This is a genomic window from Mycobacteroides chelonae, assembly GCF_016767715.1.
Classification (GTDB): domain Bacteria; phylum Actinomycetota; class Actinomycetes; order Mycobacteriales; family Mycobacteriaceae; genus Mycobacterium; species Mycobacterium gwanakae.
Genome location: NZ_CP050145.1, coordinates 363,660 through 388,741, shown reverse-complemented (window position 1 = coordinate 388,741; position 25,082 = coordinate 363,660). Strand labels below are relative to the sequence as shown.

24 protein-coding genes and 1 pseudogene are annotated in these 25,082 nt (G+C 64.7%); 8 read left to right on the top strand and 17 right to left on the bottom strand.

Going from position 1 to position 25,082, the window contains the following annotated elements; genetic code table 11:
• Window positions 1-12: 12 nt before the first annotated feature.
• The 5 genes from HBA99_RS01945 to HBA99_RS01925 are packed head-to-tail and all read left to right on the top strand — an operon-like array spanning window position 13 to window position 5,150.
• Complete coding sequence (locus tag HBA99_RS01945; RefSeq protein WP_070916827.1) at window positions 13-1,041, top strand: glycerophosphoryl diester phosphodiesterase membrane domain-containing protein; 1,029 nt, start codon at window positions 13-15, stop codon at window positions 1,039-1,041.
• Complete coding sequence (locus HBA99_RS01940) at window positions 1,041-1,688, top strand: DUF4129 domain-containing protein (RefSeq protein ID WP_070928368.1); 648 nt, start codon at window positions 1,041-1,043, stop codon at window positions 1,686-1,688. Before HBA99_RS01945 ends, HBA99_RS01940 begins: the two co-directional genes overlap by 1 nt.
• Window positions 1,670-2,830 (top strand): DUF4350 domain-containing protein, encoded by a 1,161-nt coding sequence (locus HBA99_RS01935; RefSeq protein WP_070951642.1) that lies wholly within the window; start codon window positions 1,670-1,672, stop codon window positions 2,828-2,830. Before HBA99_RS01940 ends, HBA99_RS01935 begins: the two co-directional genes overlap by 19 nt.
• Window positions 2,827-3,801, top strand: coding sequence for an AAA family ATPase (locus HBA99_RS01930; protein WP_070951643.1), 975 nt, complete (start codon window positions 2,827-2,829; stop codon window positions 3,799-3,801). Before HBA99_RS01935 ends, HBA99_RS01930 begins: the two co-directional genes overlap by 4 nt.
• Window positions 3,801-5,150, top strand: coding sequence for a DUF58 domain-containing protein (locus tag HBA99_RS01925; protein WP_057968979.1), 1,350 nt, complete (start codon window positions 3,801-3,803; stop codon window positions 5,148-5,150). Before HBA99_RS01930 ends, HBA99_RS01925 begins: the two co-directional genes overlap by 1 nt.
• A 3-nt stretch (window positions 5,151-5,153) precedes the next feature.
• On the opposite strand, the gene HBA99_RS01920 is transcribed toward HBA99_RS01925, so the two are convergent.
• The gene (locus HBA99_RS01920) at window positions 5,154-6,146 is read right to left on the bottom strand and encodes a stage II sporulation protein M (RefSeq protein ID WP_057965852.1); all 993 of its coding nucleotides are present in this window, start codon (window positions 6,144-6,146) and stop codon (window positions 5,154-5,156) included.
• An 86-nt stretch (window positions 6,147-6,232) separates the two neighbouring features.
• On the opposite strand from HBA99_RS01920, the pseudogene HBA99_RS24740 reads away from it, so the two are divergent.
• Window positions 6,233-6,544, top strand: a pseudogene (locus HBA99_RS24740) (RDD family protein); the annotation flags it as partial.
• A gap of 368 nt (window positions 6,545-6,912) precedes the next feature.
• On the opposite strand, the gene HBA99_RS01910 reads toward HBA99_RS24740, so the two are convergent.
• Window positions 6,913-8,172 (bottom strand): cation:proton antiporter, encoded by a 1,260-nt coding sequence (locus HBA99_RS01910; RefSeq protein ID WP_070923332.1) that lies wholly within the window; start codon window positions 8,170-8,172, stop codon window positions 6,913-6,915.
• 4 nt (window positions 8,173-8,176) lie between these two features.
• A complete protein-coding gene (locus HBA99_RS01905; RefSeq protein WP_030095939.1) occupies window positions 8,177-8,551 on the bottom strand; it encodes a hypothetical protein in 375 nt (124 codons plus the stop codon).
• 139 nt (window positions 8,552-8,690) lie between these two features.
• Between HBA99_RS01905 and HBA99_RS01900 the strand changes: the two genes are divergently transcribed.
• Complete coding sequence (locus HBA99_RS01900; RefSeq protein WP_070923331.1) at window positions 8,691-9,416, top strand: PadR family transcriptional regulator; 726 nt, start codon at window positions 8,691-8,693, stop codon at window positions 9,414-9,416.
• A 36-nt stretch (window positions 9,417-9,452) separates the two neighbouring features.
• Here HBA99_RS01900 and glpK read toward each other — a convergent pair whose 3' ends face one another.
• The 8 genes from glpK to HBA99_RS01860 form a co-directional block, all read right to left on the bottom strand.
• Entirely contained in the window at window positions 9,453-10,970 is a 1,518-nt protein-coding gene (gene glpK, locus HBA99_RS01895; RefSeq protein WP_070923330.1) for a glycerol kinase GlpK, read from the bottom strand.
• Window positions 10,963-11,775 carry an MIP/aquaporin family protein gene (locus tag HBA99_RS01890; RefSeq protein ID WP_030095942.1) on the bottom strand — a complete coding sequence of 271 codons (813 nt, stop codon included), beginning with the start codon at window positions 11,773-11,775 and terminating at the stop codon, window positions 10,963-10,965. The genes glpK and HBA99_RS01890 overlap by 8 nt, the downstream gene beginning before the upstream one ends.
• A 91-nt stretch (window positions 11,776-11,866) precedes the next feature.
• Entirely contained in the window at window positions 11,867-12,745 is an 879-nt protein-coding gene (locus tag HBA99_RS01885; RefSeq protein ID WP_070951645.1) for an SDR family oxidoreductase, read from the bottom strand.
• A gap of 27 nt (window positions 12,746-12,772) precedes the next feature.
• Window positions 12,773-13,624 (bottom strand): MaoC/PaaZ C-terminal domain-containing protein, encoded by an 852-nt coding sequence (locus tag HBA99_RS01880; RefSeq protein WP_057968984.1) that lies wholly within the window; start codon window positions 13,622-13,624, stop codon window positions 12,773-12,775.
• Window positions 13,625-13,640: 16 nt separating this feature from the next.
• Window positions 13,641-14,846 carry a lipid-transfer protein gene (locus HBA99_RS01875; RefSeq protein WP_030095945.1) on the bottom strand — a complete coding sequence of 402 codons (1,206 nt, stop codon included), beginning with the start codon at window positions 14,844-14,846 and terminating at the stop codon, window positions 13,641-13,643.
• A 179-nt stretch (window positions 14,847-15,025) separates the two neighbouring features.
• A complete protein-coding gene (locus tag HBA99_RS01870; RefSeq protein ID WP_081347635.1) occupies window positions 15,026-15,655 on the bottom strand; it encodes a TetR/AcrR family transcriptional regulator in 630 nt (209 codons plus the stop codon).
• 38 nt (window positions 15,656-15,693) lie between these two features.
• Window positions 15,694-16,854, bottom strand: coding sequence for a hypothetical protein (locus tag HBA99_RS01865; protein ID WP_057968985.1), 1,161 nt, complete (start codon window positions 16,852-16,854; stop codon window positions 15,694-15,696).
• Window positions 16,851-17,150: a hypothetical protein gene (locus HBA99_RS01860; protein WP_030095948.1), complete on the bottom strand. Its 300-nt coding sequence runs from the start codon at window positions 17,148-17,150 to the stop codon at window positions 16,851-16,853. The genes HBA99_RS01865 and HBA99_RS01860 overlap by 4 nt, the downstream gene beginning before the upstream one ends.
• Before the next feature lie 195 nt (window positions 17,151-17,345).
• On the opposite strand from HBA99_RS01860, the gene HBA99_RS01855 reads away from it, so the two are divergent.
• Entirely contained in the window at window positions 17,346-18,821 is a 1,476-nt protein-coding gene (locus HBA99_RS01855; RefSeq protein ID WP_070951646.1) for a glutamate-cysteine ligase family protein, read from the top strand.
• Between the two features lie 15 nt (window positions 18,822-18,836).
• Here HBA99_RS01855 and HBA99_RS01850 read toward each other — a convergent pair whose 3' ends face one another.
• The 6 genes from HBA99_RS01850 to egtA form a co-directional block, all read right to left on the bottom strand.
• On the bottom strand, window positions 18,837-19,643 hold the full coding sequence (locus tag HBA99_RS01850; RefSeq protein ID WP_234798058.1) for a DUF5995 family protein: 807 nt from the start codon (window positions 19,641-19,643) through the stop codon (window positions 18,837-18,839).
• Window positions 19,644-19,851: 208 nt separating this feature from the next.
• Window positions 19,852-20,919, bottom strand: coding sequence for an ergothioneine biosynthesis PLP-dependent enzyme EgtE (gene egtE / locus HBA99_RS01845; protein ID WP_057968988.1), 1,068 nt, complete (start codon window positions 20,917-20,919; stop codon window positions 19,852-19,854).
• Window positions 20,916-21,866 (bottom strand): L-histidine N(alpha)-methyltransferase, encoded by a 951-nt coding sequence (gene egtD, locus HBA99_RS01840; protein ID WP_199253024.1) that lies wholly within the window; start codon window positions 21,864-21,866, stop codon window positions 20,916-20,918. The genes egtE and egtD overlap by 4 nt, the downstream gene beginning before the upstream one ends.
• Window positions 21,867-21,868: 2 nt before the next feature.
• Window positions 21,869-22,549 carry an ergothioneine biosynthesis protein EgtC gene (gene egtC / locus HBA99_RS01835; RefSeq protein ID WP_057968990.1) on the bottom strand — a complete coding sequence of 227 codons (681 nt, stop codon included), beginning with the start codon at window positions 22,547-22,549 and terminating at the stop codon, window positions 21,869-21,871.
• Between the two features lies 1 nt (window position 22,550).
• Window positions 22,551-23,846 carry an ergothioneine biosynthesis protein EgtB gene (gene egtB, locus HBA99_RS01830; protein ID WP_064407636.1) on the bottom strand — a complete coding sequence of 432 codons (1,296 nt, stop codon included), beginning with the start codon at window positions 23,844-23,846 and terminating at the stop codon, window positions 22,551-22,553.
• Window positions 23,843-25,081 carry an ergothioneine biosynthesis glutamate--cysteine ligase EgtA gene (egtA, locus tag HBA99_RS01825; protein ID WP_070950284.1) on the bottom strand — a complete coding sequence of 413 codons (1,239 nt, stop codon included), beginning with the start codon at window positions 25,079-25,081 and terminating at the stop codon, window positions 23,843-23,845. The genes egtB and egtA overlap by 4 nt, the downstream gene beginning before the upstream one ends.
• Window position 25,082: the final 1 nt, after the last annotated feature.

Sequence of the window (25,082 nt, the reverse complement as noted above, 5' to 3'; positions counted from 1 at the left end):
GTTCCCTACTGGGTGACACCTGCGCCACCGGCACTGAAACCCGGCATCATCCCGCTGCGCCCGCTGGATCTGTCCGCGCTGTACAACGGGGCCGTCGCCGCCATTCGCGCTAACCCCAAGGCAACGATCGGTCTCACCGCCGTGGTCGTGGTCATCAGCCAGCTGCTCACCTTCGCATTGCAAGCCGGACCCATCCTGGGACTGCTCAGCGGTGTCGGGGGCTTCGACGCGAACAGTGACGACGCGTTCGCCGCCGCATTCGGGATCGGATACTTCGGCGGCGCGGCCATCGGCTACGTGATCACCATGCTGGTCACCATCGTCCTGAGCGGCATGCTGACAGTCACCGTCGGACGCTCCGTATTCGGTGAACACACCACGCCCTCGGCGGCCTGGCAGCGTGCCAAACCCCGCATCTGGGCGCTCATCGGATTGGCGTTCCTCTCCGCTCTACTGCTGACCCTGCCTCTGGCGATCGGTATCGCCGGAGTGGTCGGGCTTGCCCTCACCGTCGGCCCGTGGGGCGCGGTACCGGCGGGCTTCGCGCTCGGGTTCGGCTTCCTGGCGCTGTACTTCTATCTCATTCCCGTCTTCGCCCTGGCGTCCCCAGTTTTGATCCTGGAGCGCCAGACTGTCTTCGGCGCAATCGGCCGATCAATATCTTTGGTACGCAAGGGCTATTGGCGCCTCCTTGGCATCCTGCTGCTCACATCCATCATCGTCGGCATCGTGGCCGGCATCCTGGGAATGCCCTTCAGCCTCGGCGGACAGATCGGCATGGGCCTGGGCTCATCGAATACCAGCAGCACGACAATGCTCCTGGGTCTGGCGCTCACCAGTGTCGGTGTCATCGTCGCCCAGATCATCACGCTGCCGTTCAACGCCGCGGTGAACGTGCTGCTCTACACCGACCAGCGAATGCGCACCGAGGCATTCGATCTCGTGTTGCAAACCGAAACCAGAACGCGCGAGCGCCTCGGACAACCCGGCATCGACCCTGATGCGTTGTGGCTGCCCGCGTATCCCCCGGTTCAGGTGTAATGCCGACCGTCGACATCGACCGCGAATCAGCGGCCGAGGCGGCCCAACACGAACTCGCCAAACCGATCTACGAGCACCCCTCACCACTGGACCGTCTGGTCAACTGGATCATCGAACACCTGAACTACCTGGAGTTCCGGGCCAGCGAGGTTCCCGGCGGCTGGTTCACCATCGTCGTCACCGCGCTCATCCTCATCGCCGTCGTGGTGCTGTTGGTGCGCATTGCACGCCGCGCCGTCCGGACCAAGGGCGGCGCGGATTTCGGGCTCTTCGAATCAGCCGAGCTCACCGCGGCGGAGCATCGAGCGGCCGCGGAACTTGCCGCATCCCAGGGTGACTGGGCCTCGGCAATCCGGCACCGGCTGCGCGCCGTGGCACGCCAACTCGAAGAACGCACGATCCTCACCCCGGTGCCGGGGCGTACCGCCAACGAGCTGGCTGCCGACGCATCACGCGAATTACCCTCACTGGCACCAGAATTCCGATCGAGTGCGGAAATCTTCAATGACGTGAGCTACGGCGAACGCCCCGGTACCGAACAGTCCTATCGCAAGATCGCCGACTTGGACGACCATATCCGCGATGCCGCGGTTCTGTTGACATCCACAGAACCGGGCGCGATGACAGGCTGGGAGGCGGTGCGGTGACCACCAGCACCAGCACCGCCACCTCTCCCCGCCTCCGGGACCGTTGGCGCACCTGGGCATGGATCCTGACCGCACTGGCCGCCATCGTCGTCACGGGTCTACTGGTCACCAAATCGCCTCGGCCCGAGGGCTATCTCGACCCCGAAGCCGTGACCCAGCGGGGCGGGCACGCTCTCGCGCAACTGCTGCGCGACCGCGGTGTCACTGTCACACGCGCCACCACCATCGCCGAGGTCCGTGCCGCGATGCGACCCGACAGCCAGCTCATGGTGCTGGACAATGGGAATCTCACCGACGAGATACTGGACTCTCTGATTGAGATTCCCGGGGATCGCCTCCTGCTGGCGCCGTACTCCGCGACCCGTGAGCGGCTGGCCTCGCAGGCACGCATCACCTCATACCAAAGCGATGAGATCGTCGAACCCAACTGCGATCTCCGGGAAGCTCAGCGGGCCGGCACCATTCAGACATACATTGGCCCCACCTACACATTCACCAATCCAGGTCCTGGCCAAATTAGCTGCTACGGCGGCACTCTGCTGCGTTATCCCGAGGGCGCCCGCACCATCACCGTGCTGGGCGATGACACCCTGCTATCCAACCTGCAACTGGCCAAGCAGGGCAATGCGGCATTGGCCATGAATCTGGCCGGCCGCTCCTCGCACCTGGTTTGGTACGTCCCCGAACGGCCGAAGGTGGGCACCAGCGCCCAACCGAAATCGATGGGCGATCTGATCCCTGACCAAGTGAGCATGGCTATTTGGCAGCTCTGCATCGTCGTACTGCTGCTCGCTCTCTGGCGGGGCCGCCGCCTGGGGCCCGTAGTCGCCGAAAAGCTTCCGGTGATCGTGCGCGCTTCGGAAACCACCGAGGGGCGCGGGCGCCTCTACCGGTCGCGCCGTGCCCGCGATCTCGCCGCCGCATCGTTGCGTGAGGCTGCCACCTACCGGATCGTGCGTCGGCTCGGCCTCCCGGTCGACGAGACGCCGCAGGTCGTCACCACCACCGCCGCTTCGCGAATAGGCCGTAACCCCATCGAGATTCACCATGTGCTGTTCGGCCCCGTCCCGTCGGACGACCAACAGCTCACCAATCTGACTCGACAACTGGATCTTCTGGAAAGGCAGGTACGCGAATCGTGACACAGGCAACCACCACCGGGAACTCTGAGGACGCCGCGCGCAATGCCCTGGCCGCGTTACGCGAACAAATCGCCACCGTGGTCGTGGGGCAGGATTCCGTGGTCAGCGGACTGGTCGTCGCGCTCCTGTGCCGCGGGCACGTCCTGTTGGAAGGCGTCCCCGGAGTCGCGAAAACCCTTCTGGTGCGTACGCTCTCGGCGGCGCTGTCCCTGGAGTTCAAGCGGGTGCAGTTCACTCACGACCTGATGCCGGGTGACGTCACCGGGTCCCTGGTCTACGACGCACGCACCGCGGCATTCGAGTTCCGGGCCGGTCCGGTGTTCACCAATCTGCTACTGGCCGACGAGATCAACCGCACCCCGCCCAAGACGCAGGCGGCACTGCTGGAGGCCATGGAGGAGCGTCAGGTGACGGTCGATGGCACTCCACGGCCGCTCCCCGATCCCTTCATCGTCGCCGCGACCCAGAATCCCATCGAATACGAGGGCACCTATCAACTGCCCGAGGCCCAGTTGGACCGCTTCCTGATGAAGCTCAACGTGTCTCTGCCGGAACGTGATCAGGAGATCGCCATCCTGGAGCGGCATGCGCACGGATTCGACCCCCGCAACCTGTCCCATGTCACTCCGGTCGCCTCTGCCGCCGACCTGGAGGCCGGACGCGCGGCGGTGGGCCGCGTGCTGGTGGCCCCGGAGGTGCTCGCCTACGTGGTCGACGTCATCCGCGCCACCCGCCAGTCGCCCTCGCTGCAGCTGGGCGCCTCCCCGCGCGCGGCGACGGCCCTGCTGGCGACATCCCGTGCGTGGGCGTGGCTGTCCGGCCGCAACTATGTCACTCCGGACGACGTCAAGGCGATGGCGCGCCCGACGCTGCGCCACCGCATCGGCCTGCGCCCCGAGGCGGAGTTGGAGGGCGCCACCTCGGACCGAGTGCTCGACGGCATCCTCGTCACGGTTCCGGTGCCGCGCTAGTGATTCTCACCGGACGCGCGGGATTGGCGGCGCTGCTCGGCGCGCTGCTGATCCTGGTGTCGCCGTGGCCGGTTCGGCTGTTCTGGCTGCTACTCCTGGCACTCACGGTATTGATCGTCATCGATATCGCCGCCGCCGCCAGCCCGCGCCGTCTCACCTTTGTCCGGTCGGGGCCGGATTCCATCCGGCTTGGTGAATCCGCAGACATCACCCTACAGATCCAGAATCCGGGCCGCCGGGTACGCGGATGGGTCCGGGACAGTTGGGCACCGAGCATGCGTGCGACACCACGGGCACACCGGTTGAATCTGCGCAATGGCGAACGCACACAGATCGTTACCTCCTTGTACCCCTTACGTCGTGGCGATCACCGGCCGGCCACCGTGACCGTGCGTACGGTGGGACCGCTGGGGCTGGCCGGGCGGCAGGGACGTCACGACGTGCCCTGGCAGCTGCGCGTGCTGCCACCGTTCCTGAGCCGCAAGCATCTGCCGTCCCGCCTCGCCAAACTGCGCGAACTCGAAGGTGCCATCCCTGTGCTCATCCGCGGCCAGGGCACCGAATTCGATTCGCTGCGTGAGTATGTCGTGGGCGATGACGTCCGGTCCATCGACTGGCGTGCCTCCGCCCGGCGCAATGACGTGGTGGTACGCACCTGGCGCCCGGAACGAGACCGCCGCATCCTCGTGGTGCTGGACACCGGTCGCACCTCGGCGGGACGCATCGGCGTCGACCCGACATCGGGCGATCCCTCCGGGTGGCCGCGGTTGGACTGGGCGATGGACGCCGCATTGCTGTTGGTGGCATTGGCATCTCGCGCCGGAGATCGCGTGGACTTCCTGGCGCACGACCGCGCGGTGCGCTCGCAGGTGTCCGGTGCATCGCGCAACGAACTACTTCCGCTGGTGGTCAACGCGATGGCGCCGCTGGAATCCTCGCTTGTCGAATCCGACGCCCGCGATCTCGTGGCCACCATTCGTCGTAAATCCCGTCATCGCTCGCTCATCGTGCTGCTCACCGACCTGAATCCCGAGGCGCTGGAGGAGGGCCTGCTACCGCTGCTTCCCCAGCTGACAAGCCATCACCATCTGTTGGTGGCCGCGGTCAGCGATCCACGTGTCGAGGACATGGTGATGCCCGAGAACTCCACGGGGCCAGGAAATATCAGGTCACTGGACGTCGAGCAGGTCTATGACGCGGCCGCTGCCGAACGTACCCGTGGCGGACGCCGGCGCATCGTCACCTTGTTGCGCCGGCAGGGTGTCGAGGTTGTCGACGCCCCGCCGGATGAGATCGCCCCCGCTCTTGCCGACCGGTATCTATCGTTGAAGGCGTCCGGACGCCTGTAGCGCTCAGGAAGCCGGAGCGTAATCGGGAGCGTCTTCCATATCGCCGGATTCGTTTGCGGCCACCCCGCGCCGACCGAGAATCACCACATAGGCCAGGAACAGCGCCTCCGCGATCACCCCGATTGCCACACGTGCGAATGTCGGCAATGGCGACGGGGTGACCAGCGCCTCGATGAGGCCGCTCACCAGCAGTACCCCGACAAGTCCGCCCGCCACCGACATGACGGCGCGGCCCTGCTCGGCCAGCACCTGTCCACGGGGCCGATCGCCGGGGTCAATAACCTTCCATCCCAGGCGCATTCCCGCGCCCGCGGCCAAGAACACCGCCGTGAGCTCCAAGAGACCGTGCGGGAGGATCAGGCCGAAGAACACATCGCCGCGGCCCGCCGCGATCATCAAACCACCGGCCACGCCCACATTCGCCGCATTCATGAACAAGACGAACGGGATGGGAATGCCCAGCAGCACGGCGAAGATGATGCATTGCGCCGCCACCCACGAGTTGTTGATCCACACGTGCAGCGCGAAGGCCGCGGCGGGATGCTCGCTGTAATAGTTTTCGAAGTCCTCGTTTACCAGGTGCGCGATCTCATCGGGTGTTCCGATCACCGATTGCAGCTCGGCGGAGTGCATCACCCAGATGCCGACGGCGACTGCCACCACCATCGAGGCGACCGTCGCGCCCAGCCACCACCGCCAGCTCCGGTAAGCGACCACGGGAAACGACACCGTCCAGAATCGGATGAAGTGACGCCACAGCGGGGCATGCTCTCCCGTGACGGCCGAACGTGCCCGGGCAACCAGGTTGGACAACCGCCCGACCAATGCCGGATCCCCGGAGGACGACCGCACGGTCGACAGGTGCGTCGACACCCGCTGGTACAGCTCGACCAGCTCATCGATCTCTGGACCGCTCAGGCTGCGCCTGCGCTTGAGCAGCAGCTCCAGCCGGTCCCATGTCCCCCGGTGAGTGGCGACAAATGCGTCCACGTCCATCTGGCAAATACTAGTAGTCTCGAGTGATGTCCGAGTTGGTGACGGGTGACGCGGTTGTCTTGGACGTCAAGGTGGCCCAGCTTCCGGTGCGGGTGGTGTCCACGTTCATCGACATCTTCGTGCAGGTGATCCTGCTGTATGCCGGAATCTTCGTCGTTGCGTTCTCGCTCTCGCAGTTCGACGAGGCGCTGGCCGGCGCCCTCAGCATCGCCTACTCCGTGCTGGCGCTCGTCGGCTATCCCGTCATCTGGGAGATGTCCACCCGGGGACGCTCGCTGGGCAAGATGGCCATGGGGTTGCGGGTGGTATCCGACGACGGCGGCCCGGAACGCCTGCGGCAAGCCGTCATCCGCGCCCTTGCGGCCGTGGTCGAGATCTTCATGTTCATGGGCGCACCCGCCGTGATCAGCAGCTTGGTGTCGGCCAAGGGTAAACGTCTGGGCGACATCTTCGCTGGCACCATGGTGATCAGCGAGCGTGGTCCCAAACTCCCTCCGCCACCGGTGATGCCACCGCCGCTGGCCGAATGGGCGCAGACGCTACAACTGTCGGGACTCACCACCGAACAGGCGAATCTTGCCCGCCAATTCCTCAACCGCGCAGGGCAATTGGCGCCACAAACGCGCGACCAGATGCTCTATCAGATCTCCACCGATGTGCTTGCCAGCATCGCACCGCCACCGCCGCCCGGCACACCCCCACAGTTCATGCTGGCCGCGGTGCTCGCCGAACGCCACCTCCGCGCCCTGGAACACATGCAGCCCGCCTACCCTGCGGCGCCGTTGCCTGTCCCGCCGGTGGGCTGGGCCGGACCACCCGCAGCATCGGCAGCGTCAGAACCGTCCGAGCCCCCGCGAGGGCCTTCAGGTTTCGCCACCCCTGGCTGATTCCGGATAGACGTCTTCGCGTAGAGCGAGCCGCCCAGCGTTGCCGCGACGATCGTGACCAGCGCCCCCAAGATGAGTGCCGCGGCCTCACCGTGCAGTAATGATTGTTGCTGTTCGCCGATCGCGGCCGCCGCGATGGGCACGCCGAGCTGAGCCGCCGCCAACGCACCCAGCGATACCGGCTGTCCGAAGATCCGTCCGACCATATGTGCCAACACGGCCGCACCACCCAAGCCCAGCCCCAGCAGCATGAGCTTGGGGTTCTCACCGAGCTCGCGCACGTGCAGGGAGGCCCCCAGCCAGACGAAGAACAGTGGCGAGAAGAAGCCTTCGGTGAAGCCGAACAGCTGCTTGGCAAGTCGGCGCGGCTCCCCGATGCCCGCGACGACCAAGCCCAGAGCGAACCCGGCCAACATGATCGACACGTGAGTCTTCACGGCCAGCGCCGCCAGCCCGAAGACGATGGCCAGGCTGATCCGCAGCTCCATGGCCACCCGGCGCTGCTTGGAATAATCGTGGAACCGATCGAGCTTTCCGGCCCGATCGAGCGCCCGCAGGATCAGGAAAACAATGCCCGCGCACGCCGCCACGGCCACCGCACCGACGGCCGCCCTGGGCGCATGCTTGAGGTCGATAACCAAGGGCAACAGAACAATCGATGCGGTATCGGCGATGGCCACCTGCGCGGTGGTGCTCAATACCTTGGGCCCTTCCAGGCTCAGGGAGTCGATGATCGGCAGCACCAGCGCCGCCGAGGAGGACGCGATGAGCACCGCGTACAGCGGTGCATGCCCCGTGTGGAACGCGTTGGCCAGCAGCACTCCCAACACTGCGCCGACTGCACCCACCACGACGGCGCGCAGCGCCGCCTTGGGTAGCGCGGCCACCATTGTCCTATCGCGTATGGGCACATGCGTGCCGGCGACGAACATGACCAGTGCGAATCCGACGTCGGCGAACATCTTGAACGTGGGATCGAACGCATCGATCCAGCCAAACCCGGTGCGTCCGATGATGATTCCGGCGAGCAATTCGCCGATGACAACGGGGATCCGCAGCCGCGTATTGAGCGCGAGCAGCGGCCCCACCATTCCGACGACGACGACGATCGCCAGGGTCGGAAATCCAAATCCGCCCATGGAGCTACTGCCAGGAAGCCAAATGGCAGGGGATATCGGTATTTTCGTCGGATATGTAGCTAGCGCAGACCCGATGGTAGCCGTCGGCGATCTCTAGCCGCGCCCCGGAGCGTGCGTCCCCGCGCACCAACAGGATGGGGGACAACGCCTTGTCCTTGGCGATCTTCGCTAGGTCGCGGGCGACATGAGCGTTGGTCTTGGGAAGCATCTCCAGGTGAGCCGCCCGCAGGATGTCCTTGGCCTTGCGGTACTCCAGCGTCGCGTTGCGCAGCGCCTTCACGGTCCGCTTCACCACATCAGCCTCACCGACGAGCGTCAGGTAATCCACGGCCGCCGCATAGTCGTGGTCCTCGGGTTGTTCCAGCCACTTCACCGTCATGGCGGTCACCCTACGGCGCGTAGCTGGCAGCAGCCCTCGAAATCGTCTCCGAAAGTTTTCGTTGCATCACGATCGATTCCGATATATCGTTATGTATCGAGAGGTGAGAACGCCTCCCCCTAAGCACAAGGAGATACACATGACTTCCCATGAGGAAAGGGCCGATCAGTTCCGGCCCGACACACCCTTTGGTTTCGGATTCGGTTTCGACCCCACACGTCGCGGACCAGGTCGGCGCCACGGCGGTCGTCAGCACGACTGCGATCCGCGCGGCGAGTTCCAGGAGCAAGCCTGGGCTGGGCGACGCGGACCCGGCGCGTTCATGGAACGTGGGTTCGGACCCGGGTTCGGACGTGGATTCGGTCCCGGCTTTGGTCCTTTCGGATTCGGTTTCGGTGACCCGCAGCGTGGACGCGGACGGGGACGTGGCCGGCGCGGCGACGTCCGGGCCGCCATCCTGGCGCTGCTCGCCGAACGCCCGATGCACGGCTACGAGATGATCCGCGAGATCGCCGAACGCAGTAACAACATCTGGCGGCCGAGCCCCGGTTCGGTGTATCCGACACTGCAACTGCTCGTCGACGAGGGCCTCATCGTTGAGGCCGAGGGCAGCGGCAGCCGCAAGCAGTTCGAGCTCACCGAAGAAGGCAAAGCGGGCGCGGCCAAACTCGATACCCCGCCCTGGGACAAGATCAATGAGGACGCCGACCCATCGGTCCTCGATCTTCGTTCCGCACTCGGCCAGCTGATGGGTGCGGTCGCGCAGTCGGCCCACGCCGCCTCAGCCGAGCAGCAGCAGCGGATTATCGAGATCGTCAACTCTGCCCGCAAGCAGATCTACGGCATCTTGGGTGAGACCGACTGAATGAGCCTAGGCCCCCCGTTATGACAGGCGGGGGGCCTAGCTCACGTCGACCCAGTCCAACGTGCGCTGCACGGCCTTCTTCCAGCCGGCGAATCCGTCGGCCCGCTGCTGTTCACTGATCGACGGGCTCCAGCGCTCGTCCTCCTGCCAGTTCCGCCGAAGGTCGTCGGGGTCCTTCCAGAAGCCGACGGCCAATCCCGCCGCATATGCCGCGCCGAGTGCGGTCGTCTCGGCGACAACGGGTTTGACGACATCGACGCCCAACGTATCGGCCTGGATCTGCATGCAGAGCTTGTTGGCTGTGATGCCTCCATCCACCTTGAGTACCTCTAGGTGCACACCTGAGTCCGCCTCCATGGCCTCAACCACTTCGCGGCTCTGATAACAGATCGCCTCGAGTGTTGCGCGCGCCAAATGCGCGTTGGTGTTGAACCGGGAAAGACCCACAATCGCGCCACGGGCGTCCGAACGCCAATACGGCGCGAACAGACCCGAAAAGGCCGGTACGAAGTAGACACCGCCGTTGTCCTCGACCTGACGAGCCAAGTCCTCGCTTTGTGAGGCACCGCTGATGATGCCGAGCTGGTCACGCAGCCACTGCACCGCCGAACCGGTCACCGCGATGGAACCTTCCAGCGCGTACACCGGCTTGTTGTTCCCGAACTGGTAACACACGGTGGTCAAGAGCCCGTTGCGCGAATGGACCAATTCTTCACCGGTGTTGAGTAGCAAGAAGTTCCCGGTGCCATAGGTGTTCTTGGCCTCGCCGGGGCTCAGGCACACCTGCCCCACCATCGCCGCCTGCTGATCCCCCAGGTCGCCGGCAATGGGCACCTCACCGCCGAGCGGCCCCATATGGGTCGTGAGGCCAAACGGCTCGACCGGCGACGACGCCTTGATCGGCGGAAGCATCTGGCGTGGAATGGAAAAGAACGACAGCAGCTCGTCGTCCCAATCCAGGGTCTCCAGGTTCATCAGCATCGTGCGGCTGGCATTGGTCACGTCGGTGACGTGTACCCCACCGCGAATGCCTCCGGTGAGGTTCCAGATCACCCAGCTGTCGGGGGTGCCGAAGAGCGCATCACCGTTCTCCGCATCGCGGCGCACACCATCGATATTCTCCAGAATCCACTGCAGCTTCCCGCCGGAAAAGTATGTGGCAGGCGGCAATCCGGCCTTTTCGCGAATGACATCACCGCGCCCGTCCCGATCCAGTGCTGTCGCGATCTTGTCGGTGCGAGTGTCCTGCCACACGATGGCATTGCAATACGGCCTGCCGGTGTGACGGTTCCACACCAGGGTGGTCTCGCGCTGATTGGTCACCCCCACAGCCGCGAGGTCCCCGGCCGACAATCCGGTCACGTTGAGCGATGTGGCCAGCACCGACCAGGTGCGTTCCCAGATCTCCACCGGATTGTGCTCCACCCAACCTGCCCGCGGCAGCAGCTGCTGATGCTCCAATTGGTGGCGACCGACCTCCTCGCCGCGGTGGTTGAAGATCATGGCACGCGTGCTGGTGGTGCCCTGGTCGATCGATGCCACGAAATCAGCCATTGGCGAACTCCTCGGTGTGCGACGGTGATTGGGTTTCGGAATCGTCTGCGTACAGGAATGCTTCCACGAGATAGCGGTACAGGGCGGCCCCCAGCAGGCCCCCGACGAGTGGTCCGACTATCGGCACCCACCAGTACTGGGCGCCGTGCTGGTCCAGGAAGGCCGTATCGAAACCGGTGAGATAAGACGCCAGCCGGGGCCCGAAATCGCGGGCCGGATTGATCGCATACCCCGCGATGGACCCCCATGCCATGCCCAGACCGACGACCACCGCCCCGATCGCGAACGGTAAAAGACTCTCGGGCATACGGATATTGCGCCGGTCTGAAATGGCGAAGATCAGGAACAACAGGATCGCGGTGCCGATGATCTGGTCGCGCAGGCCGCCCCACAGGCTGACGTCAAGGGCGCCGTTACCCGGGAGCGTCGAGAAAACCCCCTGCGTCGCAATGGTGTGCCCGGGATCCACAGCCGACAACACACTTCCGTAGTTCCACCGAACCAGCAGCGCCGCCACGAACGCACCCGCCGTCTGGGCCAGGATGAACGGAATCACCTGTTTCCATGGGAATCCACGAAACACCGCCAATGCCAGCGTCACCGCCGGGTTGAGGTGCGCGCCGGATATCCGCCCGGCGGCGAAAATGCCGAAGGCGACTCCCATGCCCCAGGCCCAGGCGATGGAGTTGTGGTTGCCGTAGTCCTCGTTACCGGCCGTCACCACCTGTGCGACCACACCCAAGCCGAACAGAATCAAGATCAGCGTGCCGACGAACTCCGCGGCGAGTTGACCGGTGTGCCTCATAACTCCGAATCTAGGGGCGCGCCGCCGTGCACACACCTGAAAACGCCGAACGGTCCCCCGATTTCGGGGGACCGTTCGCGTTAAGAAATTCCTACTTCCAGGGCTCGACGCTCTCGCGCACCAGGTCAATGCTCCACGGTCCGTCGGTCTCGGCGGTGTCGGTCACCGACCATCCCTTGAGCCGCTGAATGGATCCACCGGTCACCTTGAACACCTGACCGGTCCACGGGTTCTTCTCCGTGCTCAGGTAGGCCACCAACGGTGAGATGTTGGCCGGGCTGAACATGTCGAACTGCCCCTCCTCCACCGGCGCCGCGAAGATCGCACCCATACCCGGCGTGGCCAGCGTCAGGCGCGTGCGCGCCACCGGCGCGATCGCGTTGACCTTGACCCCGTACCGTTCCAGCTCGGCGGCTGCGACGCAGGACAGCGCCGCGATACCGGCCTTGGCCGCACCATAGTTACCCTGACCCGGATTCGGCAGTGTCACACCGGAATCCGATGCGGTGTTCACCACGGTGGCCTTGACATCGGCGCCGGCCTTGGACTGTGCCTTCCAGTACTCGGCTGCGTGGCGCAGCACCGCGAAATGCCCCTTGAGGTGCACCTGGATGACCGAATCCCACTGGTCCTCCTCAAGGCCCGCGACGAAGCCGTCCCGCAGGATGCCCGCGTTGTTCACGACGGCGTCCAGCTGTCCGAAGGTTTCGACGGCCTGATTCACCAGGCTCGAGGCTCCGGCCCAGGTCGAGATGTTGTCGGTGTTCGCAACGGCTTTGCCTCCGGCGGCCACGATCTCGTCGACCACTTCCTGCGCGGGCCCGGCATCCGATCCGGAGCCGTCGTTGGCGCCGCCGAGGTCGTTGACGACCACCGACGCGCCTTCCCTGGCGAAGAGCAGCGCGTGCTCACGGCCGATGCCACGTCCGGCACCGGTGATGACCGCCACCCGTCCGTCAAGTTGTCCCATAGTGATTCCCTCTCCTTCTGCGATGACTTAGGCGATAACGGCGTGGCCGTTTTTGATGACGAGATCGTCGCCGACGCTCGTTTCGTACGAATAGGTGCCGGCGGCACCGTTCTTCCAGAAGCTGGTGGTGATGTCCTGCCCGGGCAGCACCGGCTTGGCGAACCGCACCGCCAGCTCCTTGAGACGCTCGGTGCGTGAGTCGGCCAGCTCGGTCAGGGCGGCCCACGATGTAAATGCCATGGTGCACAACCCATGCGCGATGATGCCGGGCAATCCGGCCGCCACCGCGGCATCGTTGTCCAGGTGGATCGGCATCGGATCACCCGAGGCCGGGCTGTACCGGAACGTCTGGTCATCATCGACATGCTGAACCAGGGAGGCGGCTGGCGCGTTGGCCTTGATCGCCTCATCCAGCACAACGTTCGGGCCAAGCACACCGCGTGTCTCACCCACGTCGTACTTGCGGAAGAAGAACGTCACGTACTGTTCGTTGACCAGATCGCCCGAGGCGTCGCGCGTTTCGGCATACACCGTGCCGCGAGTGCCGTTCTCCATACCCTCGTAGCCGGTCATCTTCGACTTGGCCACCAGCGTGTCGCCGGGCTTGATGGGCCGGTGAAACCGGAAGAACTGCTCGCCGTGCACCACACGCGGAATCAACTGGTAGGGAACGACACTCATCGTGGTTCCAACGAGTGACTGGAAGATGGGCACCACCGCGAAAACCGGTGGTGCCACCTCCCCCTTGCGATGCTCTTCGATCGGGTCGTTGGTGGCCTCGGCATAGGCGATCAGGCGATCCTTGTCGACCTCGATGGTCTCCTCGGCGCCCCACTGGTCCAGGCCATCGTTGTTGAACGGGTATTTGGTGTCAGCCATTGTTTTCCAACCCCTTTCAGCGGTTGGCCGGCTTGTAGGCGGTGACCACGCACGCCCCACCGAGGCCGAGGTTGTGCTGCAACGCCACCTTTGCGTCGGCCACCTGGCGCTTGTCGGCCTCACCGCGCAGCTGCCAGGTGAGCTCGGCGCACTGCGCCAGACCGGTCGCACCAAGCGGGTGCCCCTTCGAGATCAGGCCACCCGACGGGTTGACCACCCAACGGCCGCCGTAGGTGGTGTCACCGTTGTCGATCAGCTTGCCGCCCTCGCCCTCGGCGCACAGTCCCAACGCCTCGTAGGTGATCAGTTCGTTGGCCGAGAAGCAGTCGTGCAACTCGATGACGTCCACGTCGTCGGCCGAAATCTGAGCCTGCTCATACACTTTCTGCGCGGCGAGCTTGGCCATGTCGAATCCGATGAGCGTGATCGCCGACTTGGATTCCAGCGTTCCCGGGGTGTCTGTGGTCATCGCCTGCCCGACGATTTCCACGGCACGGTCACCGAGCCCGTTGGCCTCGACGAACCGCTCCGAGGCCAAGATGGCCGCGCCCGATCCGTCGGAGGTCGGCGAGCACTGCAGTTTGGTCAGTGGTGCGTAGATCTCTTTGGCGTCCAAGATGTCCTGAAGGGTGTACTCCTCCTGGAACTGCGCGTAAGGGTTGTTCACCGAATGCTTGTGGTTCTTGTAACCGATCTTGGCGAAGTGCTCGGCGGTGGTGCCGTACTTCTGCATGTGCTCACGACCGGCGGCGCCGAACATCCAGGGCGCAGGTGGGAAGGCGAAATCGAACAACCCGGCGAGGGCTTCGATGTGCCGCTGCATGGGCTGCTCGCGATCGGTAAAGGTCGCGCCCAACGATCCGGGCTGCATCTTCTCGAATCCCAGCGCCAGCGTGACATCGGCGAGTCCACCGCGAATGGCCTGCGCCGCATTGAACAGCGCGGTCGAGCCGGTTGAACAGTTGTTGTTGACGTTGGTGACCGGGATGCCGGTCATGCCGAGTTCATAGACGGCACGCTGACCGGAGGTGGACTCCCCCGCGCAGTACCCGACATAGGCGGCTTCCACCTTGTCGTAGTCAATGCCGGCGTCGGTCAGGGCATTGGTGCCCGATTCCTTGGCCATGGCCGGGTAGTCCCAGCCCTCACGTCGTCCGGGTTTCTCGAACTTCGTCATCCCGACGCCGATGACGAAAACCTTTTCGGGGGCCTTTGGGGGCATCGTTCCAAGCTCCTTTTGCGCGCACTTCGATGGGGGCTTCGTCAACGTAACATACGTTCTATCCTGAATGTAAGGGTGCGGTACAGATGTATCGTCAACCCGAAGAAGGCCATGGTCCATGGAACGATGAACTTGGTGAACGTGCGCCAAACTTGCCCGGAATCACCCCGGACATTTACCTACAGGACAGTTTGTTTTTGCGTATCGAGCTGCGGCGCCCGAAGCCGCAGCTCCAGCATCTGCTTGGCCCTGGCCCAGCGACGGTCGCGGGTTTCCTGAGACGCGGTCAAGCTGCTGACCAGGATGCCGCGGATGATGTCCATGGCCAGCAGACCGAGGTCACGCCGATCTCTGGGTGACGTCGGATCCTCGTCGTCGAGTACACGCAACGCCGACAGATTGTGCAGCACCATCTTTTCGAACTGGTCCAGGTGCACACGCAGGTCAGGCTCGGTCCGCGCCGCGATAAGCAGCTCCACCACCGCGGTAAACAACGGACCCTGATGAATCCGCCACAGCACGTCGAGATACCGCTCAACAGAGTCGGCGGATTGATCCATGGCCATCAGCTCTTCGAGCACCGCCTGGGTGCGCTTGAACGCGAGATGGCGCACCGACTCAGCCATCAGTTCCGACTTCGACTGGAAGTGATGGATCAGCGCACCGCGCGTGACACCGGCGCGACTCGCGATACGCGAGGTGGTGGTGCCGGAATACCCGAACTCGACGAGACAGTCGATGGTCGCCTCAAGCAAGCGAGAACGCATCGCCGCCGAACGTTCCTCCTGGGTGCGTCGCGGCGTGGCCATGCCCACATTGCACCACAGTCAGCCGACGGGCAACGCGACTATCGGCCGGTGACCTGGTGGAAGATCTGCGCGGCCTGCGCCTCGTACTTCGCATACGCGTCAGGGAAAGCGGAGCGCTGAACCGACTGCGCGGCTTGGGCAACGCTCATGTCCTGCCAGCCGGACACCTTCACCAACTGGTCGTAGAACTTGCCTGCCGACCTCGTCGGATCCATCAAATCGGCTGTGGCACCCCAGCTTTGACGCTGCTGGAACGGCCCCACCGAGTCGTGGTCATGTCCCACACCGTCATTGGCCAGCATCATCGAGTCGGGAACCGAGGAGTTCGCGAGGCTGCGCAAGCCGGACTCGGTGAGTGCGGTGGCCAACGCGATCTGAATCGCCTCGGGCGAAAGCCCCCGACGAAGACCTTCTTCGATGATCTTGCGCGCGACGTCCATCTGTCCGGCGTCCAGATTCATGAACACCGACGGACCCGACGGACGCAACGACGGAGCACCGGTGTTGGAGTAGCTCCCGTCGGGCACGCTATGACCCCCGCCGCCACCGTGGCCGCCCCCGCTGCCGCCGCCATGGCCCCCACCGAAACCGCCGCCACCGCTGCCGCTGCCGCCACCGAATCCACTGCTGCCGGCCCGCATCGAGCCGCTTGCCGCACCGCCACTGCTGGCCGGTACGAACGCCGCGGGCTGCGTGCTGGCCGCCTTGTGCTCCGCGTCGACCGTCTCCGATGCCTTGCGCAGGTCATTCGACGAGGCGCGATCGGCCTCCTCAAGCGACTTCAGGGCCTGACGAATCGCGTCGGTCAGCCGGCGGGCCTCGGCCTGCAGATCCCTGTTGCCCTGCGGAGCCGTGACCGTGCCGTCGTCGGCAACCTGCAGGCCCTTCGCGTTGGCCTCGTCCACCAGCGCCATCACCTTGTCACGCGCCGCAGTCAGTGCCGAGTGCCCGCCACGGACCGCCTCGGCCACATTGCCGATCGCGAACGAGAGCCGGTTGGTCGAGGACTGCTCGCTCGACGCCTGGTCATACGCCGCCGCGAAGGACTTGCCCTTCCAGAACGACTCTGCCGAGTCCAAATCGCGGACCACTCCGTCGATGGACAAGTCCAGGTTCTTGCTGGCATCTTCGATGGCCTTCGCGGCAGCGTCCAGGTTGGCGACATCCCACCCACGTAGCTGCGAAATCGTCGGTCTCACAGCCTGACCTCTCCGGCCCTGGTGACCTGCCTGCCGTTAGCGGCGTCCTGGCCCGTCAACGAGCCCGAACTGGTCTGAACAAAGTGTGAAATGCCCTCGATGCGTTCGGACGCACCGCCCCCGGCGCGTTTGAGTGCCGCACTGACGGCCCGCAGCACCTCAGCGAACTCGGTACCGGCAACCGCGTTGGCCGCCGCCTCGAAATCAACATCGGGAAACGCATCCTTCGCACGTCCTGCGACGCGACTCGCCAGCCGAGCCATCTCGGCACCGTTGGCCTTCATGATGTCGCTCATAGATACCTCCCCAAGGAACCGGTCCCACACGCACACGATGGCGCGGTTCGTCGCCAGATTGTGCCTCTGATCAGATACGACGGCGCTGCTGCTGATTTGGTTCCATGTTTTTCAACCTTTTTTCGCCGAATCGTCCGGGGCCGCGTACGGGCGAATCACCAGGTCCTAGCCCCCCGGTGGGGAAGAATACGACCCATGGGCGACGAAGTCGCACGCACCCAGTTCACCGGTGAGCACCGCCGGGCCTATCGCACCAAGGTGCAGAACTGTCTGGACGTGTTCGAGACCATGCTGTCGGAGTCCAGATTCGACTTCGAACGACCGCTGACCGGCATGGAGATCGAGTTCAACCTCGTCGACAGCAATTACCAGCCGGCGATGACCAATACCGAAGTCCTCGCGTCGATCGCCGATCCGGCCTTTCAGACGGAACTGGGCGCCTACAACATCGAACTCAATGTGCCGCCCCGCGCACTCCCCGGCTCGGCGGCCCTGGAACTCGAAGACGACGTGCGCACGAGCCTGAACGCGGCGGAGCAGCGGGCCGGCGAGAGAGGCGCCCACATCGTGATGATCGGCATCCTGCCAACGGTCATGCCCGAACATCTGGACGGCGCGTGGATGAGCCCGTCCTCCCGATACCGGGCATTGAACGACGCGGTGTTCAACGCCCGTGCTGAGGACATGCAGATCGACATCACCGGTGCAGAACGGCTCAGCGTCAGGTCGCCGTCCATCGCCCCGGAGTCGGCGTGCACCAGCATGCAGCTGCATCTGCAGGTGGCCCCCGACGACTTCGCCGCCAACTGGAACGCCGCCCAGCTGCTGGCGGGCCCTCAGTTGGCGCTGGCCGCCAACTCACCGTTCTTCTTCGGCAAGTCCCTGTGGGCGGAGACGCGCATCGAGCTCTTCACGCAGTCCACCGACACCCGGCCCCAGGAACTCAAGGTGCAGGGGGTGCGCCCACGGGTGTGGTTCGGCGAGCGCTGGATCACCTCGATCTTCGACCTGTTCGAAGAGAACGTCCTCTACTTCCCATCGCTGCTGCCAGAGATCTCGGATGAGGACCCGGTGGCCGAGCTCGCGGCGGGGAGGGCGCCTCGACTTCAGGAACTGCGGTTGCACAACGGAACGGTCTATCGCTGGAACCGCCCGATCTACGACGTCGTCGACGGCACACCGCATCTACGCGTGGAAAATCGCGTGCTGCCAGCCGGGCCGTCGGTGATCGATGTGATGGCCAATGCCGCGTTCTACTACGGCGCGCTTCGAGCCCTGTCCGAGGATGATCGTCCGGTCTGGACGAAGATGACTTTCGCTGCGGCACATGACAATTTCCTAGAGGGTGCCCGGCGTGGCGCAGAAGCCAGAATGTACTGGCCCGGCGTCGGCGAGATCACGGCCGATGAACTGACGCTGCGACACCTGCTGCCCATGGCACACGAAGGATTGCAACGCTGGGGGGTGGCCACTGAGGTGCGGGATCGTTACCTCGGGGTCATTGAGGCGCGAGCGAAATCGGGCATCAACGGCGCAGCCTGGCAGACCCACACCGTCGGCGCGCTCGAAGAGCGTGGGTTGACTCGCAAGGCGGCGCTCAGCGAGATGCTCCGGATGTATTGCGAACACATGCATTCCAACGAACCGGTGCACACTTGGAAGCTGATCTAAACATGGCGTGCCGCATCACATCACGGTGCATATCGGCGCCGGTGTCTCCGCAATTCGATCCAGCACTCGCAGATTGGCCACCACATCGCGGCTCTCCCGTGCAGCGATCGCGTTGACAAACACGGACATTGGGGCGGGCGGACTGTAGACCAGCGCCCCCTGCTGTGCGATTTGCAGATCGCGCGCCAGGATCACGCCCGGATCAAGAACGTCCGGCACGGCGGCCAGCACCGCGGCGAACCGCCAAGCGCTATCGCGAAATGCTTTGACCGATTCGTTGATCACCGCGATCTGACGTTCCTGGAGCACCGCGTACAAGTCGGCCAACACCGGAGACAACTCGTTGATGTCTCCCACCACGCCGTTCACCTGACTGGCCAGCACCGCATTGAGCCGGTTGAAGTCCTCGCGCAGCGACTGCAGCTGGGCACCACCGGCGACATTCTGGGCAACAATTCCAAGGTCGAGACCGATGTGTGCATTGACCCCGGCGAGCATGTGCTGCACCAGGATTGGCTGCTCCAGGTGAGCCGAATCGAATGTCACCTGCCACGAGTGCGCGGGTTTGCCGTACCGATCCGGGTGGAAGTAACCATTCAACGTAGCGAAATAGCGCTCGGCGAATTCCACATCGAACCGTTCCATCCGTGCGCCATCCTGGAACACATGCTGCTCAATCGCGACGCCGACCGCGAGGGTGATCCTCTTATACAGCGCCGCGAAGTATCCGAGCCTGCTTGATACCCCGATTGACCACATGATGATCGAGTCGATCGCCGCAACGACTTCATCGATCGTCCTGCAGGTTGGCAGGGGATCCAAGGGAGGTATATTCTCTGGCACGCCTTTGCCTTTCAGGAAGAGCTATCCGGTTCCACCGCGCGGGCAAAGCTACGGTGGCATCGAACTGCCCGCCTAGGCACGAGTAGCCGACTACCTACATTTCGCCGCGCCTATACCCGAACTCGCATCAGATAGGTCATCTGCGCCGGAAAAGTGCTGGAGAAGCCCCAGATCTACGCCGTGAGGACTAGGCCAACGCTTCGGCCAACTGTTCCAGCTCTTCATCGGTGCCATCGACATGCGGGCTGATCCGCAGCACCGGCTTGGTCATCTCGAACGGTGCTCGCACGATCTCAGCAGCGGTCGCCACGATCGCATGCTCCTCGATGAGGTGCGCTCGCACCGCGACGACGTCGATGTCCCCGATGGGCTCCAGTGTGGTGATGGCACTGGGCTCGTCCACCGACTCCACCACTCGCCAATCGTTGAGTTCTCCCAGGATCTTTCGGGCTGCCCGTCCACGCTCAGCCAACGCGCCCTGAACCTCCGAGGGACCGGCCGCCAGATGCTGCCCCACCGCGACCGACAGCCCCACCCAGCCCGCGACATGTGCCTCGACATGGCCGGCCCATTGCGGAATCAGATGTGCAAGAGCTGGATTGACGGCAAGCACGCCCACACCACGCGGACCGGCCAACCACTTACGTGATGGTGCGTACATGGCGTCGGCACCGAACGTGCAATCGATATGTCCCAGTGCCTGCGCGGCATCGACAACGACCGGCACCCCGGCCGCACGCGCCAACGCGACCACGTCGGCGGCGGGCTGCACGGTGCCGCGGTGGCTGCCGACAACGGTGAAATGCACCAGGTCTACCTTCTCGCGGCGCAGAAACGCCTCGATCCCGTCAATATCGGCGCGGCCGTCTCCGTCGACAGGCAACCACACCGGAGTGAATCCGAAGTGGTTCATGATCATCAGGTTCGGGCCGAATTCACCGGGCAGACAGGCGACAACCCGTCCGGCATCGACCGGCCACGACTGCAGCAGCGTACGCAGGGCATCGGCGGCGCCGGTGGTGAATTGCACCTGTGCCTCGGGCATGCTCGTCAGGTGACGTACTGCCGCACGTCCAGCCTCGAGTACCGGGGCCGCGGCTTCCTGCGCCACGTATCCGCCGATCTGCGCCTCGTGTTCGGCGTGCTGAGCCACCGCCCGAATGGTGTCAACGCTCTGCCGTGAGCAGGCGGCCGAATCCAGGTGCACACCGAGAACCGGTGGCCGGACCTGCCGCCACACCTCACCCAAGCTCACTGTTTCACCGCCAGCGACAGTCCGAAGTCATGGGAACAATCTGTCCACCAATGGGTCTGGCGCAGGCCCGCAGCGGCCAACTCCCGCGCCACACCCTCCCGCCGGAACTTGCACGACACCTCGGTCAACATCATCTCCCCCGTCCCGAAATCTACGACGAGATTCAGAGCTTCGATGGTTACCCGCTGGTCGCGCACGGAGCGCAGCCACATCTCCATGCGTTCCTCGTCACCGTTCCACAATGCGACGTGCTCGAAAGCCTCCAGGTCGAAATCAGCATCGAGTTCACGATTGATCACCGCCAGCACATTGCGATTGAACGCGGCCGTCACACCGGCGCTGTCATCGTAGGCACGCACCAGACGGCCGGTGTCCTTCACCAAATCAGTTCCGAGTAAAAGCATTTCACCGGGTTGCAGGGTGTCCGCGACATCGGCCAGGAATCGTGCCCGCGGCTGCGTGGTCAGATTTCCGATCGTGGAGCCCAAGAAGGCGACGAGACGCCGGCCCTCCCGGGGAATCCGCCCGAGGTCCTGCTCGAAGTCGCCACACACGGCCCGCACCCGCATCCCCGGATACTCGGCGACCAGAGCATCCCCCGCCGCGCGCAGCACACCGGAATCCACGTCGAAGGGGATGAACGTCTTGGGAGCCAACGCGTCGAGCAGCATTCGCGTCTTTTCCGAGGTGCCGCTACCCAGCTCCACCAGGGTGTCGGCACCCGAAGCCGACGCGATATCGGCCGCATGAGTACGAAGTAGGCCAGCCTCTGTCCGCGTTGGGTAGTACTCCGGCAGCCGAGTGATCTCGTCGAACAGATCGCTACCCACCTCGTCGTAAAACCATTTAGGAGGAAGCGATTTCGCATCTGCGGTCAGACCCTGCCGGACATCACGGCGCAGCGCCTCGGCCGCCGCACCAGAGGCTAGGTGATTCTCCAGAGTCATGGTCATAGTGGCGCCACCTCTACCTTCCCATCGCGTACCCGCACCAATCGCCGGTCCGGGATGTCGACCCAGGACGGGTCGTCGTCGTACGGTTCGCTCGCCACCACCACACCGTCGGCGGCCTCCAGAATCGACAGGGTGTCACCCCAGGTCGTGGCGATCAACTCATTTCCGTTGGCCGCCAGAATATTCAGCCGCGCTGATGGATCCGCGGCGCCGACCTGCCGAACCGTCTCTCCCAGGTTCTCCGGGCCCGACGCGAAGATCCGGGCCGCCAGCACCGCGCTATCGACCACCGACTCCGCACCCGATACCTGGCCCACCGCGCCGCGATCGACAATCCCGTTGTGCGACAACAGCCAGGTTCCATCCGTGAACGGGGCGGCCGCGGACTCGTCGATGGGCATTCCGGCACTCGCGGACCGAACCGCAGCCACCACGCATCCGCTGCGTAACACCGGAGCCACTGAAGCGAAGGACACATCACCCCACAGCGGACGTGCACTGCGCCATCTACGGGGTGCCCCGTCGATGAAGAACCCGGCACCCCACCCGTCGGCGTTTACCAGACCATGCTTTTGGCGTCGGGGTGAATACGACTGCACCTCAAGGCCATGCGGCGGCTCCAGCATCAACGACGCCAGGCTCCGTGGCTCACCCAACCAGCCCAGATGACGACACATGCTAGACGTCCCAGGCCAGACGAACGCCGCTGAAGATCTGCCGGCGGATCGGGTGATCCCAGTTGCGGAAGCTGGGCCGCATGATCGATGGGGACACCGCCCATGAGCCCCCGCGCAGCACGCGGTAGTCACCGGCTCCGGAACCTTCGAAGAACGGCTCGCTGTACTGCTGGTAGATCATCGGGGTGAAGCCGGGCCAAGGCCGCAGTGGTGAGGTGGTCCACTCCCACACGTCACCGAGCATCTGTTCGGCACCATAAGGCGACGCCGATGCCGGATAGGCGCCGACCGGGGCCGGTCCCAGGGCACCTCCGCCGAGGTTGGCCCGGTCACGGCCCGGGGGGTCCTCGCCCCACGGGAAGCGCCGTCGCACAGAGACTTCCGGATCCCAGACACAGGCCTTTTCCCATTCGGCTTCGGTCGGCAATCGCGCGCCCGCCCAGGCGGCGTAGGCCTGCGCCTCGTGAAACGTGACGTGCTGCACCGGCTCATCGGGCGCTCTCTGCAACTCACGCCCGAACCGCGTCAGCGTTCCGCCGCGGTTCCAGAACTTGGGCGCCGTCAGGTCTTCCATGCATCGATGTGTCCATCCGGCCTCGGTCCAGAACTCCTCGCGCCGATATCCGCCGTCGGCGATGAATGCCGACCACTCGGCGTTGGTCACCGGAACCGTGCCGATCCGGAAACTCGGGAGATCCACCACATGTGCGGGGCGCTCATTGTCCAGCGCGAACGGTTCGTCGATCGCGTCGACGCCGAGTACGAATGGACCCGCCGGCACCAGCACCGAGGTTCCCGCCACTCCTGGGCGCCCCGGCGGCAACGGGTCCACGCGCTCCAGCAGGGCCGCCCCGCGACGAATCGATAAGGCCTGCAACATGGTTTCGTCATGCTGATGTTCATGGCTGAGCACCATGGCGTAGGTGAATTCGTCCGAACGTGCCGATCCGTCGGAGGGCAGTGCCTCCAGCCGGTCTAGAACCCGGCCTCGCACCTCGTGACAGAAGGAACGCGCCTGTGCCGGGGAGAGCAGCGGCAGCTGCACCCGGCTGGCCCGGGTGTGACGGAACGCGTCATACAGGGACTCGATATCGCCGGGCAGCATTCCCGGTTTCTGCGGATCACCGTCGCGCAGTAGCCAGAGTTCTTCCTGCTGTCCGATATGCGCCAAGTCCCACACCAGTGGACTCATCAGGGGGTCGTACTGACGATGGAGCTCGGCATCGTCATGATCGGTGATGGTCAGCGTGCGCAGACGCGCGGCTTCGAGGTCGCGCGCCAACTCTTCCCGGATCATTGGGTTGCTCCCGAAAATGCCTGATCCACACCGTATTCCGTAACATTGTCCATGAAATCGTCGGCGGGACATCGGCCTTCTTCGACACGCTCCAATAGGAAGGCCATATCCGCGGCCAGCTCGGACGGCGCCACCGCGCACGCCGCCGCCACCAGCCGACGCCCGGCCGCATGGAGGGCGGGATCCGCCAGGCCGGCTCGCGATGCCGTCTCCCACGCGTCACCAACGGGTTCAACCGTCTCCGCCGCGATATCGGCGACCTGCGGATGGTCGAGCGCGGCGACCACGGTGAATGCCAGCGCGGGCCACCACCAATCCGGTGCGGCATCCAGGTACCGCAGCTCCAACCAGCGGCGCGGTCGCACCGGAGGAAACAGCGTGGTCAGGTGATAGTCGAGGTCGTCGGTGGTGGGAGCGCGCCCTGCAAGCCGCACGGTCCCGTCAGCCCAGGATTGGAACGGCACATGGGTGACAACCGCATCGGCGCCGTCCTTGTTTCGCACCAGCATGACGGGTGCTCGCAACGCATATCTGACCCACGATTCGGTCGGGTCGGTGCCGATCTCGACCGGGGCGCAGCGTCGCGGGTCCAGGTTGTCCCAGATCCACTGTCGGGTGTTTCGCCGCCCCGTGCGGCGACCGGCCAGCATCGGCGAGGACGCCGAGAGCGCCGCCATCGTCGGACCCATCCGCTGCGCCAGCACAAATCTGTCCCGCCACTGCCGCGGTGTCCCGGACTGCAGATTGACCTGCAATGACGCGGTGCAGGTCATCATCTGCAGCGCGGTCTCACCGAAACCAGCAGCACCGAAATGGCCTGCCATGGCGCCGTACCGTGCTGCGGGATTGACGCGTTCGGGGGTGCGCAGTGGGTCGGTGCCCAAGCTGGCCAGCGCAATCCCGGCGCCACGGTATGTCGAGGTCAGGATCGAGTGATCGGCCCGCATCGACGAGATCGCCGACCAGATATCTGCGTGCGGGGGTCCGGAGAGTTCGACAGCCCCACCCGGCTCAAAGGTGATCGCGCTGCGACCGGGCAGATCGTGAACGGTCTCCGCGATGTCATGCAGCCGATTCCAGCTGACCCTGCGGTGCGGAGCCGTCAGCTCAACGGTATGAGATTCCAGCTCCAGCCCGACCGTGCCGACATGTGCGTCGGCGAAAGACTGCCGAGCGATGTGCTCGGCAGCCTCGTCCGCGTTCGACAGTGTCTCCACTGTCGAAGTGGTGGCCATC

What these genes read in the sequence shown, in the direction of transcription:
- egtD (WP_199253024.1), bottom strand. Translation starts at nt 21,866, where the DNA reads ATGACTCTGGAGAATCACCTAGCCTCTGGTGCGGCGGCCGAGGCGCTG.
- HBA99_RS01890 (WP_030095942.1), bottom strand. Translation starts at nt 11,775, where the DNA reads ATGAGGCACACCGGTCAACTCGCCGCGGAGTTCGTCGGCACGCTGATC.
- HBA99_RS01900 (WP_070923331.1), top strand. Translation starts at nt 8,691, where the DNA reads ATGACTTCCCATGAGGAAAGGGCCGATCAGTTCCGGCCCGACACACCC.
- HBA99_RS01885 (WP_070951645.1), bottom strand. Translation starts at nt 12,745, where the DNA reads ATGGGACAACTTGACGGACGGGTGGCGGTCATCACCGGTGCCGGACGT.
- egtB (WP_064407636.1), bottom strand. Translation starts at nt 23,846, where the DNA reads ATGATCCGGGAAGAGTTGGCGCGCGACCTCGAAGCCGCGCGTCTGCGC.
- HBA99_RS01855 (WP_070951646.1), top strand. Translation starts at nt 17,346, where the DNA reads ATGGGCGACGAAGTCGCACGCACCCAGTTCACCGGTGAGCACCGCCGG.
- HBA99_RS01860 (WP_030095948.1), bottom strand. Translation starts at nt 17,150, where the DNA reads ATGAGCGACATCATGAAGGCCAACGGTGCCGAGATGGCTCGGCTGGCG.
- HBA99_RS01870 (WP_081347635.1), bottom strand. Translation starts at nt 15,655, where the DNA reads ATGGCCACGCCGCGACGCACCCAGGAGGAACGTTCGGCGGCGATGCGT.
- glpK (WP_070923330.1), bottom strand. Translation starts at nt 10,970, where the DNA reads ATGGCTGATTTCGTGGCATCGATCGACCAGGGCACCACCAGCACGCGT.
- HBA99_RS01940 (WP_070928368.1), top strand. Translation starts at nt 1,041, where the DNA reads ATGCCGACCGTCGACATCGACCGCGAATCAGCGGCCGAGGCGGCCCAA.
- HBA99_RS01880 (WP_057968984.1), bottom strand. Translation starts at nt 13,624, where the DNA reads ATGGCTGACACCAAATACCCGTTCAACAACGATGGCCTGGACCAGTGG.
- HBA99_RS01920 (WP_057965852.1), bottom strand. Translation starts at nt 6,146, where the DNA reads ATGGACGTGGACGCATTTGTCGCCACTCACCGGGGGACATGGGACCGG.
- egtC (WP_057968990.1), bottom strand. Translation starts at nt 22,549, where the DNA reads ATGTGTCGTCATCTGGGCTGGTTGGGTGAGCCACGGAGCCTGGCGTCG.
- HBA99_RS01910 (WP_070923332.1), bottom strand. Translation starts at nt 8,172, where the DNA reads ATGGGCGGATTTGGATTTCCGACCCTGGCGATCGTCGTCGTCGTCGGA.
- HBA99_RS01875 (WP_030095945.1), bottom strand. Translation starts at nt 14,846, where the DNA reads ATGCCCCCAAAGGCCCCCGAAAAGGTTTTCGTCATCGGCGTCGGGATG.
- egtA (WP_070950284.1), bottom strand. Translation starts at nt 25,081, where the DNA reads ATGGCCACCACTTCGACAGTGGAGACACTGTCGAACGCGGACGAGGCT.
- HBA99_RS01905 (WP_030095939.1), bottom strand. Translation starts at nt 8,551, where the DNA reads ATGACGGTGAAGTGGCTGGAACAACCCGAGGACCACGACTATGCGGCG.